The organism is Streptomyces sp. BPTC-684 (assembly GCF_030028635.1).
In the GTDB taxonomy this organism is placed as follows: Bacteria; Actinomycetota; Actinomycetes; order Streptomycetales; family Streptomycetaceae; genus Streptomyces; species Streptomyces noboritoensis.
This window is the reverse complement of the sequence record NZ_CP124863.1, coordinates 5,775,145-5,788,486: the sequence shown is the minus strand read 5'-3', so window position 1 is coordinate 5,788,486 and position 13,342 is coordinate 5,775,145. Positions and strand designations below refer to the sequence as shown.

13 protein-coding genes and 1 pseudogene are annotated in these 13,342 nt (G+C 72.1%); 7 read left to right on the top strand and 7 right to left on the bottom strand.

Features of this window, described 5'->3' with window-relative positions; all coding sequences use genetic code 11:
- Positions 1 to 68: 68 nt before the first annotated feature.
- The gene (gene def / locus QIY60_RS25770) at positions 69 to 671 is read right to left on the bottom strand and encodes a peptide deformylase (protein ID WP_283144557.1); all 603 of its coding nucleotides are present in this window, start codon (positions 669 to 671) and stop codon (positions 69 to 71) included.
- Between the two features lie 117 nt (positions 672 to 788).
- Between def and QIY60_RS25765 the strand changes: the two genes are divergently transcribed.
- The 7 genes and pseudogenes from QIY60_RS25765 (at position 789) to QIY60_RS25735 (ending at position 7,117) form a co-directional block, all read left to right on the top strand.
- Positions 789 to 2,027: a MurT ligase domain-containing protein gene (locus tag QIY60_RS25765; protein WP_283144556.1), complete on the top strand. Its 1,239-nt coding sequence runs from the start codon at positions 789 to 791 to the stop codon at positions 2,025 to 2,027.
- 23 nt (positions 2,028 to 2,050) lie between these two features.
- A complete protein-coding gene (locus QIY60_RS25760) occupies positions 2,051 to 2,779 on the top strand; it encodes a glutamine amidotransferase (RefSeq protein WP_283144555.1) in 729 nt (242 codons plus the stop codon).
- A 159-nt stretch (positions 2,780 to 2,938) separates the two neighbouring features.
- The gene (locus QIY60_RS25755) at positions 2,939 to 3,964 is read left to right on the top strand and encodes a 6-phosphofructokinase (protein WP_283144554.1); all 1,026 of its coding nucleotides are present in this window, start codon (positions 2,939 to 2,941) and stop codon (positions 3,962 to 3,964) included.
- Between the two features lie 105 nt (positions 3,965 to 4,069).
- Entirely contained in the window at positions 4,070 to 5,020 is a 951-nt protein-coding gene (locus QIY60_RS25750; RefSeq protein ID WP_283144553.1) for a cytochrome c oxidase assembly protein, read from the top strand.
- Positions 5,021 to 5,104: 84 nt separating this feature from the next.
- The gene (locus tag QIY60_RS25745; RefSeq protein WP_180357116.1) at positions 5,105 to 5,263 is read left to right on the top strand and encodes a hypothetical protein; all 159 of its coding nucleotides are present in this window, start codon (positions 5,105 to 5,107) and stop codon (positions 5,261 to 5,263) included.
- Between the two features lie 60 nt (positions 5,264 to 5,323).
- Positions 5,324 to 6,025: a lysophospholipid acyltransferase family protein gene (locus QIY60_RS25740; protein ID WP_283144552.1), complete on the top strand. Its 702-nt coding sequence runs from the start codon at positions 5,324 to 5,326 to the stop codon at positions 6,023 to 6,025.
- A 64-nt stretch (positions 6,026 to 6,089) separates the two neighbouring features.
- Positions 6,090 to 7,117 (top strand): annotated as a pseudogene (locus tag QIY60_RS25735) (NAD-dependent epimerase/dehydratase family protein).
- Positions 7,118 to 7,174: 57 nt separating this feature from the next.
- Here the strand turns inward: QIY60_RS25735 and QIY60_RS25730 are convergent.
- The 6 genes from QIY60_RS25730 to QIY60_RS25705 form a co-directional block, all read right to left on the bottom strand.
- A complete protein-coding gene (locus QIY60_RS25730; protein WP_283144551.1) occupies positions 7,175 to 8,752 on the bottom strand; it encodes an alpha/beta hydrolase in 1,578 nt (525 codons plus the stop codon).
- A 109-nt stretch (positions 8,753 to 8,861) separates the two neighbouring features.
- Positions 8,862 to 9,644 (bottom strand): urease accessory protein UreD, encoded by a 783-nt coding sequence (locus QIY60_RS25725; protein ID WP_283144550.1) that lies wholly within the window; start codon positions 9,642 to 9,644, stop codon positions 8,862 to 8,864.
- Entirely contained in the window at positions 9,632 to 10,309 is a 678-nt protein-coding gene (gene ureG, locus QIY60_RS25720; protein ID WP_283144549.1) for an urease accessory protein UreG, read from the bottom strand. The genes QIY60_RS25725 and ureG overlap by 13 nt, the downstream gene beginning before the upstream one ends.
- 294 nt (positions 10,310 to 10,603) lie before the next feature.
- A complete protein-coding gene (locus tag QIY60_RS25715; protein ID WP_283144548.1) occupies positions 10,604 to 11,278 on the bottom strand; it encodes an urease accessory UreF family protein in 675 nt (224 codons plus the stop codon).
- Between the two features lie 35 nt (positions 11,279 to 11,313).
- Positions 11,314 to 13,035: an urease subunit alpha gene (locus tag QIY60_RS25710; protein WP_283144547.1), complete on the bottom strand. Its 1,722-nt coding sequence runs from the start codon at positions 13,033 to 13,035 to the stop codon at positions 11,314 to 11,316.
- Entirely contained in the window at positions 13,028 to 13,339 is a 312-nt protein-coding gene (locus tag QIY60_RS25705) for an urease subunit beta (RefSeq protein WP_283144546.1), read from the bottom strand. Before QIY60_RS25705 ends, QIY60_RS25710 begins: the two co-directional genes overlap by 8 nt.
- Positions 13,340 to 13,342 lie beyond the last annotated feature (3 nt).

The window sequence follows — 13,342 nt, the reverse complement described above, 5'->3', positions numbered from 1 at the left end:
CGCGAGCAACCCAGCACGGTCCGCAGCCAAACGAGGGGGTCTAGGGGCGCAGCCCCCAGCAAGCCTCCTCAGCCTCCCACCCGGCCGCCCGCCCAGGGCTTAAGGGAACGGCGGGGTGGGGGCTGAACCCCCCGGTCACCCCACCGCGCGCGCCGCACCGCCCTCCCCAGCCGCGCCTTGCGCCACCCCGTCAAGCGGTCCGCGTACACCACCCCCTCCAGGTGGTCCATCTCGTGCTGGAGGCACCGCGCGAAGAACCCGGTGCCGGAGATCCGCACGGGGGCACCCGAGACCGTCGACCCCTCCACCACCGCCGAGTCGTACCGCTCCGTCCCCGCCTCGAGGCCCGGCAGGGACAGACACCCCTCCGGCCCCCGCAGCACGAGCCCGTCCGCCGACACAAGCCGCGGGTTGACGACGTGTCCGAGGTGGCGGACGTCCTCGTCGTCGGGGCAGTCGTAGACGAACACCCGCAGCCCCACGCCGATCTGATTGGCCGCGAGCCCCACCCCCCGCGCCGCGTACATCGTCGCGAAGAGGTCCTCGACCAGCCGGCCGAGGGACGGACCGAAGTCGGTGACGGGCTCGCAGGGGGCGTGCAGAGCGGGGTCGCCGAGGAGAGACATCTCTCTTACGGAGCCGGAACTGCCGGGAATGGGACGGTGACGCATGGCCGTAAGCGTACGTTCCAGGGGGCTCGCGGCCGCGCCGGTGGTGGCGCGGTTCGGGCCGCTGTCCGGATCTCGATAGGCTGAGGTCCGACCCAGGCGCAAGGAGGATCAAGGACGATGGCAGGCAACGCGGAGCCGCTGTCACCGCGGGCCAAGCTCGCCGTGACGGCGGGCAAGGCCGCTGCGGCGGTGTCGCGCGCGGCGGGGCGGGGCAGTGGATCGGTGATCGGCGGCCGGGTGGCGCTCAAGCTGGACCCCGATCTGCTGGGGCGGCTGGCGAACCACCTGGACGTGGTCCTGGTCTCGGCGACGAACGGCAAGACGACGACGACCCGGCTCATCGCCGAGGCGCTGCGGGCCAGCGGCCCGGTGGTGTCCAACGCGCTGGGCGCCAACATGCCCGCGGGCATCACCTCGGCGCTGGCGGGCGGCTCGGACGCCCGCTACGGCGTGATCGAGGTGGACGAGAAGTACCTCGCGGGTGTCGCGCGCGATGTGACGCCCAAGGCGATCGCGCTGCTCAACCTGAGCCGCGACCAGCTCGACCGGGCCGCCGAGACCCGGATGCTCGCCGAGAAGTGGCGCGAGGGGCTGCAGGGCACCAAGGCCGTGGTGATCGCCAACGCCGACGACCCGCTGGTCGTGTGGGCGGCGTCGTCCTCCCCCAACGTGGTGTGGGTGGCGGCGGGCCAGGAGTGGAAGGACGACGCCTGGTCGTGCCCCGCCTGCGGCGGTGTGATGCAGCGCCCGGGCGACGACTGGTTCTGCGGTGAGTGCGGCTTCCGCCGCCCCGCCCCGAGCTGGGTGCTCAACGGCGACTACGTCCTGGACCCGCACGGTTCGGCCTGGCCGATCCACCTCCAGCTGCCCGGCCGCGCCAACAAGGCCAACGCCGCCACCTCCGCCGCGGTCGCCGCGGTCTTCGGGGTGCCGCCGCAGGTCGCCCTGGAGCGGATGTACCAGGTGCAGGCGGTCGCGGGGCGCTACGACGTGGTGTCCTTCCAGGGACGCGAGCTGCGGCTGCTGCTGGCCAAGAACCCGGCGGGCTGGCTCGAAACGTTTTCCCTCATCGACCCGCCGCCCACGCCGGTGATCCTCTCCGTCAACGCCCGCGGCGCCGACGGCACGGACACCTCGTGGCTGTGGGACGTCGACTACACCCGGCTCGCCGGTCACCCGATCTTCGTGATCGGCGACCGCAAGCTGGACCTGGCGGTCCGCCTGGAGGTCGCGAACCTGGACTTCCGGGTCTGCGAGAGCCTGGCGGAGTGCGTCCAGCTCGCGCCGCCCGGCCAGATCGAGCTGATCGCCAACTACACCGCCTTCCAGGACGTACGCCGCACGGTCGGCAACTGAGACCCCCTAAGGAGCAAGCGAGCATGAGCGACAACAGCCTGCGCCTCGTGTGGGTCTACCCCGACCTGCTGAGCACCTACGGCGACCAGGGCAACGCGCTGGTCGTGGAGCGCCGGGCCCGTCAGCGCGGCCTCGACGTGGCCCGCCTCGACGTCCGCAGCGACCAGCCGGTGCCGTCGTCGGGCGACATCTATCTGATCGGCGGCGGCGAGGACCGGCCGCAGCGGCTCGCGGCCGAGCGGCTGCGCCGCGACGGCGGCCTGCAGCGCGCCGCCGCCAACGGCGCGATCATCTTCTCGGTCTGCGCCGGGTACCAGATCCTGGGCCACGAGTTCATCAACGACCTCGGTGAGCGCGAGCCTGGCCTCGGCCTGCTCGACGTGGTCTCCACCCGGGGCGAGGGCGAGCGGTGCGTCGGCGACGTGCTGGGCGACATCGACGAGCGGCTCGGCCTGCCGCAGTTGACCGGTTTCGAGAACCACCAGGGCGTCACGCACCTGGGCCCGACCGCCCGCCCGTTCGCCCGGGTCCGCCTGGGCCGGGGCAACGGCACCGGCGACGGCACCGAGGGCGCGTACAACGAGACGGTCTTCGGCACGTACATGCACGGTCCCGTCCTTGCGCGGAACCCGCAGATCGCGGACCTGCTCCTGAAGCTGGCCCTCGACGTGAACGCGCTGCCGCCGACCGACGACCGCTGGTACGAGGCGCTGCGCGCCGAGCGCATCGCCTCGGCGAGCCAGCCCGCCTGACCCGGGTTCAACCCCGGAAGGCGGCGTTCGTACGTTCGTAAGACGTCCATCAGTCGGACGTCTGATTCGGCCCCGCCACCCTGCGCCGGTAGGGTGGCGGGGATCCAACCGGACGACGTGGTCCGGTCGTCGGCCCACGTTGCAAAGGTTTTCCGGGCAATGCGAATTGGTGTGCTCACCTCCGGCGGCGACTGCCCCGGCCTGAACGCCGTCATCCGTTCCGTCGTGCACCGCGCGGTGGTCGACCACGGCGACGAGGTCATCGGCTTCCACGACGGCTGGAAGGGTCTCCTGGAGGCCGACTACCGCAAGCTGGACCTGGACGCGGTCGGCGGCATCCTCGCCCTCGGCGGCACGATCCTCGGCTCCTCCCGCGTCCAGCCCGCGCATCTGCGCGACGGCGTCGAGCGCGCCAAGGGCCACGTCGCCGACCTCGGCCTCGACGCGATCATCCCGATCGGCGGCGAGGGCACGCTCAAGGCCGCCCATCTGCTCTCCGAGGCGGGCCTGCCCATCGTCGGCGTGCCGAAGACCATCGACAACGACATCGCCTCGACCGACGTCACGTTCGGCTTCGACACGGCCGTCGGCGTCGCGACCGAGGCCCTCGACCGCCTCAAGACCACCGCCGAGTCGCACCAGCGCGTGCTGATCGTCGAGGTCATGGGCCGCCACACCGGCTGGATCGCCCTGCACTCCGGCATGGCCGCCGGCGCCCACGCGATCGTGGTGCCGGAGCGCCCCTTCGACATCGACGAGCTGACCGAGCTGGTCGGCCGCCGGTTCTCGGCGGGCAAGAAGTTCGCGATCGTGGTCGTCGCCGAGGGCGCCAAGCCGCGCGAGGGCTCGATGCGCTTCGACGTGGGCGGCACCGACATCTACGGCCACGAGCGCTTCGCGGGCGTCGCCAGCCAGCTCTCCGTGGAGCTGGAGCGGCGCCTGGGCAAGGAGGCCCGCGCGGTCATCCTCGGCCACGTCCAGCGCGGCGGCACCCCGACCGCGTACGACCGCGTCCTGGCCACCCGGTTCGGCTGGCACGCCGTGGAGGCCGTGCACCGCCGCGAGTTCGGGATGCTGACCGCGCTGCGCGGCACCGACATCACCATGGTCCCGCTCGCCGAGGCGACGGCGACGCTCAAGACCGTCCCGGCCGAGCGGTACGCCGAGGCGGAGTGCGTCCTGTAGCACCCCGATTGTTCTGTACTCGAAGAGCCGCCCCCGGTCGCGATCGCAACCGGGGGCGGCTCTACTCTGGGTGCGGACAACCGGTACGAAATCAGGAGTCAGCGGATGGATCACAGCGGGCACGGCATGAACATGGATCTGCCGCCGTTCACGCTGGGGCGCGGCCTCGAATGGTCCACGGACCCGTTCTTCCTGATCGGCTGTGTCGCGGGGCTCGGTCTGTACGGCTGGGCGGTGCTGCGGCTGCGCAGGCGCGGCGACTCCTGGCCGGTGAGCCGGATGGTCTTCTGGACCCTGGGCGTGCTGAGCATCGCCCTGGTGATGTGCACCAAGCTCAATGACTACGGCATGGTCATGTTTAGCGTGCACATGGTCCAGCACATGGTCATCAGCATGCTCTCGCCGATCCTGCTGCTGCTCGGCGCGCCGGTGACGCTGACGCTGCGCGCGCTGCCGGTCGCCGGGCGCGGCCGCAAGGGCCCGCGCGAGCTGCTGCTCGCCCTGCTGCACAGCCGCTATCTGAAGATCATCACGCACCCCGCGTTCACGATCCCGATGTTCATCGCGAGCCTCTACGCGCTCTACTTCACCCCGCTCTTCGACTTCCTGATGGGCTCGAAGACCGGCCACATCGCGATGATGGTCCACTTCCTGGCGGTCGGCCTGATCTTCTTCTGGCCGATCATGGGCGTCGACCCGGGCCCGCACCGCCCCGGCTACATCATGCGGATGCTGGAGCTCTTCGCGGGCATGCCGTTCCACGCCTTCTTCGGCATCGCCCTGATGATGGCGACCCAGCCGATGATCGGCACGTACAAGAACCCGCCCTCCTCGCTCGGCATCGACGCGCTCGCCGACCAGGAGGCGGCCGGCGGCATCGCCTGGGCGTTCAGCGAGATCCCGTCCGTGGTGGTCCTGATCGCGCTGGTCTTCCAGTGGTACGCGACCGAGAAGCGCGAGGCGAAGCGGCAGGACCGGGCCGCCGACCGCGACGGCGACAAGGAGCTGGCCGCCTACAACGCCTATCTGGCCTCGCTGAACGCACGCGGGCAGTAACACGCGGTGCGCCGGTATGGCGCGGCGGGCCCTCGCGGGGCGACCATGGACTTCACGGCAGCGGCCGGGAGGAAGGGGACCCCAATGCCCGGCACGACGAAGGCGATGGTGGTGCTCACCGTCGTGGCGCTGGTGATGATCACTGCGTACACGGTGGCGCTCGGCAGCAGCGGCTGGCTCTGGTTCGGCTGGGTGGTCCTCGGCCTGGCGACGGTGGGCATGGCGGCTTCGCGCAGCGCCTAGGTCCCGTCCGGCGGACCTGAGCGGCGGCCCGGCGGGCGGGCCGAGTGAGGAGCTGGTGCGTTGCTGTACTACGTGCTCAAGTACGCCCTTCTGGGACCGCTCCTGCGGCTGCTGTTCCGGCCCAGGATCGAGGGTCTGGAGCACATTCCGGACGAGGGGCCGGCGATCGTCGCGGGCAACCACCTGTCGTTCTCCGACCACTTCCTGATGCCGGTGATGCTCAAGCGCCGCATCACCTTCCTCGCCAAGCAGGAGTACTTCACCGGGCCCGGCATCAAGGGCCGGCTCACCGCCGCCTTCTTCCGCGCGGTCGGGCAGATCCCGGTGGACCGCTCCGGCAAGGAGGCCGGGCAGGCGGCGATCCGCGAGGGCCTCGGAGTGCTGCGCAAGAACGAGCTCCTGGGCATCTACCCGGAGGGCACCCGCTCGCACGACGGAAAGCTCTACAAGGGCAAGGTCGGGGTCGCGGTGATGGCGCTGAAGGCTCAGGTGCCGGTGATCCCGTGCGCGATGGTCGGCACTTTCGAGATCCAGCCGCCCGGCCAGGTCATGCCGAAGATCAAGAGGGTCACCATCCGGTTCGGCGAACCGCTCGACTTCTCCCGCTACACCGGCATGGAGAACGAGAAGGCCGTGCTGCGGGCCGCCACCGACGAGCTGATGTACAAGATCCTGGAGCTGTCGGGGCAGGAGTACGTGGACCGGTACGCGGCCGAGGTGAAGGCCGAGGAGGCCGGAAAGTTCCCCAGGATCCTCGGCTGACAGCGGATCCGCGCACGGCGCAACTCCCTGGCCCCGGTGATCACGTGGTCGTAGCGTCCCGTGCATGGGCAAGGGAACAGCGTTCGTCATAGGGGCCACGGGGCAGATCGGGCGGGCCGCCGTGCGCGCGCTCGCCGAGGACGGCTGGGAGGTGCGGGCCGCCTCGCGCGGCGGCGGGAGCGATCCGGGCTGGCCGGACGGGGTGCGCCCGCTCGCCCTCGACCGGGACGCGGAGGGGGAGCTGGCCACGGCCCTCGGGAACGGCTGCGACGTCCTGGTGGACATGGTGGCGTACGACGGCGGGCACGCCCGGCAGCTGGCCGGGCTCGGGGACCGGATCGGCTCGGCCGTGGTGATCTCCAGCGGGGCGGTGTACGAGGACGACCGGGGCCGCAGCTTCGACACCCAGGCGGAGCCGGACGGCTCGCCCCGCTACCCGGTGCCGATCCCCGAGACGCTGGCCACGGTCGCGCCGGGCGATCGGACGTACGGTACGCGCAAGATCCGGCTGGAGCGGGAGCTGCTCGACTCGGCGCTGCCCTCGACGCTGCTGCGCGCGGGCGCGATCCACGGCCCGCACTGCCGCAGCCCGCGCGAGCTGTTCTTCGTGAAGCGGGCGCTGGACGGGCGGCCGGTGCGGGTGCTCGCCCACGGCGGGGCGAGCCGCTTCCATCCGGCGCACGTCGCCAACATCGCCGAGCTGATCCGGCTGGCCGCGCTGCGGCCCGGCTCGCGGGTGCTCAACGCGGCCGATCCTGAGGCGCCGACCGTCGCCGAGATCAGCGCGGCCGTCGACGAGGTGCTCGGGGTCCGCAGCGAGACGGTGCTCTTCGAGGGGCGCCGGAGGAGGGCCTGGTGGGCCTCACCCCGTGGGGCGGCCCGCACCCGATCGTCTACGACATGTCGGCGGCCGAGCGGGAGCTGGGCTACCGGCCGGTGACCGGGTACGTGGAGTCGCTGCCCGAGACGGTCGCCTCGATCGCGGACCGGCTCGGCGGCGGGGACTGGCGGGAGGCGTTCCCCGGCATGGCCAAGTACCCGGACCTGTTCGACTACGCGGCCGAGGACGCCTGGCTGGCCGGGCGGGGCTGACGCGCGAAGGGGGCGGCCGCAGTGGCGGCCGCCCCCTCCTTCATGCGCTCTCGGCCGTTACGGCTTCGGCGTGGCGTGCGGGGTGCACGTCACATCGGCGCTGTCGACCTTGCCGGAGAGGAAGTAGGCCTCCACCCGGGTGTTGATGCACGGGTTGACCAGACCGGTCACACCGTGCGAACCCGCGTCCTTCTCGGTGATCAGACGCGAGCCCTTGAAGCGCTGGTGCAGCGAGACGGCGCCCTGGTACGGCGTGGCCGCGTCCCGGGTGCTCTGGACGATCAGCACCGGCGGCAGGCCCTTGCCGGTCTTCACCTCGACCGGGGTCTGCTGCTTGGTCGACCAGGTGGCGCACGGCAGGTTCATCCACGCGTTCGCCCAGGTCATGAACGGGTTGTCGCGGTGGAGCCGGGTGTTGTCCCGGTCCCACTTCTTCCAGCTGGTGGGCCACTTGGCGTCCGCGCACTCGACGGCGGTGTAGACCGCGTTGCCGTTCTCGGCGCTGATGTTGCCCTTGGTGTCCGACATGTCGGGAGCGGCCGCGTCGACCAGCGCCTTGGTGTCGCCCGCCACGTACTTGCTCCAGGTCTGGGCGGTGGGCGCCCAGGACGAGTCGTAGTACGGGGCGTTCTGGAAGTAGGCGATGAGCTCGGCCGGGCCGACCACGCCGCCGAGGGGGCTCTTCTTGGCCTGGGCGCGCAGCTTGAGCCACTGCGCCTCGACCTTGGCCCGGGTGTCGCCGAGGTGGAAGGCGGCGTCGTTCTTGGCGACCCAGTCCTCCCAGTCGTTCCAGCGGCCCTGGAAGGCGACGTCCTGGTTCAGGTTGGCCTGGTACCAGATGTTGTCGCGCGCCGGGTCGACGACGCTGTCCACCAGCATGCGGCGCACGTGCGACGGGAAGAGCGTGCCGTAGACCGCGCCCAGGTAGGTGCCGTAGGAGACGCCCAGGTAGTTGAGCTTCTTCTCACCGAGCGCGGCGCGGATGACGTCCAGGTCGCGGGCGGTGTTCGGGGTGGTCATGAACGGCAGCATCCAGCCGCTGCGCTCGGCGCACCCGTCCGCGTACTCGGCGGCGAGCTTGCGCTGGGCGCGCTTGTCGGCCTCGCTGTCCGGGACCGGGTCGGCCTTCGGCGCCTTGACGTACTCCTGCGGGTCGACACAGGAGATCGGCGTCGAGTGGCCCACGCCGCGCGGGTCGAAGCCCACGAAGTCGTACGCCTTGGCAGTGTTGACCCACAGGGGGTTCTTGTTGGTCACCCGGGTCGGGAACCGCATGCCGGAGGCGCCGGGGCCGCCCGGGTTGTAGATGAGCGCGCCCTGGCGCTCGGCCGGGGTGCCGGTCGAGCCGACGCGGTCCACGGCGAGCTTGATCTGCTGGCCGTACGGGTGGGCGTAGTCGAGCGGAACGCTGACGTAACCGCACTGGATCGGCTTGGCGAAGCCCCAGTCGGCCGGGCAGTCGGTCCAGTCGATGCCCTTCTTGGCGGCCCGCTCGGCGGCGAGCTGCACGCCGCGCGCCTCGGACGTGCCGTGGTGACGGCTTTCGGCGGTGGCCGCCGGTGCCGCGATCGCGCCCGCTATGAGCGTGCCCGCGATCAGAGTGCCGGCCGAGCCGAGCACTGCGGTGCGTCTCAAGTGGTTCCTCCCCCTGCTGAAGTGCGCCGCGTCGGAGCGGCGCGTTCCATGGTCTCGGGGGATCCTCGCGCCTCGATGGCCGTCGAGAACAGGTCGTACTGGTGTTTCTTTACCGAACCGATAGCCGGGGCACGAAGTCCCGCTGAGCGGTGCCGACGTCGTCGAGGACGCGCCGCAGCAGCCGGGCGTCCGGCGCGAGCGCGGTCACCAGGAACGCGGGCCCGGCCAGCGGCGTCAGCACCGCGCTCTCCCCGAGCATCCGCGCCTCGACGGGCTTCTCCCCCAACTCCGGGTCGACGACGAGGAGTTGCCCCACCGCCCGGTGCCCGCCCAGGACCGCCGAACCGTTCCAGCCACCGGGCGCGCCGGGACCGTACGACAGCGCCTGGTCGAGGAGCGGGCGGCCCGCGCGGTGCACGGTGAGCCGGGTGGCGAGCGTACCGGGTTCCTCGCCGTGGCGCCCGAGGATCTGCTCCTCGCGCAGCACGAGCCGCGCGTCCGCCGCGAGCTCGACGCGGGTGCGCATCCGCAGATCGCTGCCGCGCGCCGAGATCAGCTGCTCGGGCAGCCAGTGCAGTTCGCCGCCGGAGCCGACGCTCAGCCGTACGTCGTAGTGCGCGGGCTCGCCGGTCCGCCCGGGCAGGGCGATGGTGGCGGCGGCCGAGTCCACGGTGAGCCGGGCCCCCGCCCGCACCTCGGCCTCGACGGCGATGCGGTCGCCGCCGAGCGGGGCGCTCATCGCCCCGACGACGGTGACGCGGTGGCGCTCGCCGGTGGCCCGGGTGCGGCGCAGCGCCAGCGGGCCCTCGCCCGCCAGTACGGGCAGGCCTTCGGGGGTGGCGACGATCCGGGCGGTGGCGCGCACCCCCGCGCCGGGGGTCAGCCCGTCCATGCGGCGAGCCGCTCCCGCACCCACTCGGCGACCGCGTCCACGCCGTCCTCGGACCTCAACGACTGGAAGACGACGGGCAGTTCGGCCCGCTGCTCCTCGGCGTCGCGGGCCATCCGGTCCAGGTCCGAGCCGACGTACGGGGCGAGGTCGGTCTTGTTGACGACGAGCAGGTCGGCCGTGGTGACTCCGGGCCCGCCCTTGCGCGGGATGTCGTCGCCGCCCGCCACGTCGATGACGAAGATCTGGGCGTCGACCAGCCCCTTGGAGAAGGTGGCGGTGAGGTTGTCGCCGCCGGACTCGACCAGGATCAGATCGAGCGGCCCGACCGCCTCCTCCAGGTCCTCGACCGCTTCGAGGTTGGCGGAGATGTCGTCCCTGATGGCGGTGTGCGGGCAGGCACCGGTCTCCACGGCCTGGATGCGCTCGGGCGGCAGCACGGCGTTGCGCAGCAGGAACTCGGCGTCCTCGCGGGTGTAGATGTCGTTGGTGACGACGGCGAGCGAGAACCGGTCCCGCAGGGCCCGGCAGAGCGCGGCCACGGTAGCGGTCTTCCCGGACCCGACGGGCCCCCCGAGCCCGACGCGCAGGGCCCGCCGCGTCCCGTCGGGCCGATGGGCGTCGGCGCTGACGGCGGCGGGGCCGCTGTGGGAGTGGTCGAGGTGCATGGTTGCGGCTCCAGTTGGTCGGCTTGGTCGGCCCGGGGGCTGCTTCCAGCCCGGGCGGGCGGTTGGTCTTTCGGTTCGGGGTGGGTGCTGGTCTTTCAGCGGGCGGGCGGTGGTCCTTCGGTTCAGGGTGGGTGCTGGTCTTTCAGCGGGCGGGCGGTGGTCCTTCGGTTCAGGGCGAGTGCTGGTCTTTCAGCCCGTCCGGCGTTTGAGGACGAGCCCGTTCAGGGCGATCGGGGGTCCGGGGGCGGAGCCCCCGGTTTCGGGAAGGGGCGGGGCTGGGGAGAAAAACACCTCCTACGACGCGAACAGCCGGACCGGCCACGCCGCATGCGCCTCCGCCATGACATCGAGCAGCGGCGCCGACCCAGCGGGCAACACGGACAGCCCCTCCACCACGGCCTCGCTCGCGGCGAGCGCGGCCGAAGCCGCCACCGCGTCCAGCTCCGGCGCGAGCCCCGCCAGCACCCGAGTCGCGTCGAACGGATCGAGACTGAGCAACCGGACCGCCGCGGTGGCGGGCCCGCTGACCGTCTCGTACGCGACACAGTGCGCCGCGTCCGACGCGGAGAGCCCACCCGCCCGGGCGGCGAGCCCGAGCACGACGGGCTGGTGGGCCCCCCGCGGCCGAGCCGTCGCCAGCGCGTCCAGCGACGCGCTCGGCCAGGCGGCCCGAGCCGCCCGCATCATCTGGCGCCCCAGCTTGCGCGCGGTCGCCCGCAGCGCCGGGGACGGGGTGCGCGCGTCGGCCGCCTCGTCGAGCGCGAGCGGGTCGAGGCCGAGGACGGCCGCCGCGGCGAGCGAGGCCGACACCAGGCCCGCCGTGTGCAGCCGCCCCCGGCAGAACTCCGCCAGGGAGGCCGCGTCATGGACCCGGCCCGCCTTGACCGCCGGTTCGACGCCGCCCGAGTGGGCGTGCCCACCGGCCGGGAACCGGCCGTCGGCGAGGACGAGCAGGGCTGCACGGGACATGGGACAACTGCTTTCCGAGGTGATCGGGGCCGCGTTCAGAACAGGAAGTACCGCTGAGCCATGGGCAGTTCGGCGGCGGGCGCGGGCTCGACCGCCTCCCCGTCGATGGTCACCGTGAAGGTGTCCGGGTCGACCCTGACGTCGGGCAGCGCGTCGTTCTCCCGCATGTCCGCCTTGCCCACCCGCCGGGTGCTCTTGATGGCGGTGAACTGCTTGTCCAGGCCCAGCCGTTCGGGCAGCCCGTCGTCGAGGGCGGCCTGCGCCACGAAGGTGAGCGAGTTGGCCGCCGGGGCCTTCCCGTGCGCGCCGAACATCGGGCGGGGCAGGACCGGCTGGGGCGTGGGGATGGACGCGTTGGCGTCGCCCATCTGCGCGTACGCGATCTGGCCGCCCTTGATGACGAGCTGCGGCTTGACGCCGAAGAACGCGGGCTCCCACAGCACCAGGTCCGCGAGCTTGCCCGGCTCGACCGAGCCGATCTCGCCGTCGAGGCCCTGTGCGACCGCCGGGTTGATCGTGTACTTGGCGACATAGCGGCGCGCCCGGCGGTTGTCGGCGCGCCCGTCGCCCGCGAGTGCCCCCCGGCGCACCTTCATGACGTGCGCGGTCTGCCACGTACGCAGGATGACCTCGCCGATCCGGCCCATCGCCTGGGAGTCGGAGGAGAGGATCGAGATGGCGCCCAGGTCGTGCAGGATGTCCTCGGCGGCGATGGTCGAGGGCCGGATGCGGGACTCGGCGAACGCCAGGTCCTCCGGCACGGCCGGGTTGAGGTGGTGACAGACCATCAGCATGTCGAGGTGTTCCTCGATGGTGTTGACGGTGTGCGGCCGGGTCGGATTGGTGGAGCTGGGCAGGACGTACGGCTCGGAGACCACGGTGATGATGTCCGGGGCGTGCCCGCCGCCCGCGCCCTCGGTGTGGTACGCGTGGATGGAGCGGCCCGCGATGGCGGCGAGGGTGTCGCCGACGAAGCCCGCCTCGTTCAACGTGTCGGTGTGGATGGCGAGTTGGGCGCCGGTCTCGTCGCAGACGCTCAGACAGGCGTCGATCACCGCCGGGGTCGCGCCCCAGTCCTCGTGGATCTTGAATCCGAGGGCGCCGCCGCGCAGTTGGGAGTGCATGGCCTCGCGCGACATGGTGTTGCCCTTGCCGAGCAGACCGATGTTGACGGGCGCGTTCTCCAGCGCCGCGAACATCCGGGCGAGGTGCCAGGGGCCGGGGGTGACGGTGGTGGCCTTGGTGCCCTCGGCGGGGCCGGTGCCACCGCCGACGAGGGTGGTGATGCCCGAGGAGAGCGCCTGGTCGATCAGGGTCGGCGAGATGAAGTGGACATGGGTGTCCACCGCGCCCGCCGTGAGTATCTTCCCGTTGCCCGCGATGATCTCGGTCTCGGGGCCGATGACGAGGTCCGGGTGGACGCCGTCCATGGTGTCGGGGTTGCCCGCCTTGCCGAGCGCGGTGATCCGGCCGTCCCGGATGCCGAGGTCCGCCTTGACGACGCCCCAGTGGTCGAGGACGACGACGCCGGTGATCACGGTGTCGGGCGCACCCTCGGCGCGGGTGGTGCGGGCCTGGCCCATCGACTCGCGGATCACCTTGCCGCCGCCGAACACCGCCTCGTCGCCCGCGCGTCCGGGTCCGCCGCAGCGGTCCTCCTCGATCTCCACGAGCAGATCGGTGTCGGCGAGCCGGATGCGGTCGCCGGTGGTGGGGCCGAACAGGTCGGCGTAGACGGCACGGTGGAGCTCAGCCATCGAGGGAACCTCCGGTCTCGCCGCGCAGCCCGCTGACGATCCGGCGGCCGGTGAGGGGTACGAGCTCGACGTCGACGGGGATGCCCGGCTCGAAGCGCACGGCGGTGCCCGCGGCGATGTTCAGCCGCAGCCCGCGAGCGGCGGCGCGGTCGAAGTCCAGGCCGGGGTTGGCCTCGGCGAAGTGGTAGTGCGAGCCGACCTGGACGGGCCGGTCGGCGGCGTTGAGGACGGTCATCGTGGTGATCGCGCGGCCCTCGTTGAGGGCGACCGGCTCGTCCGCGAACAGGATCTCTCCGGGAATCATGGC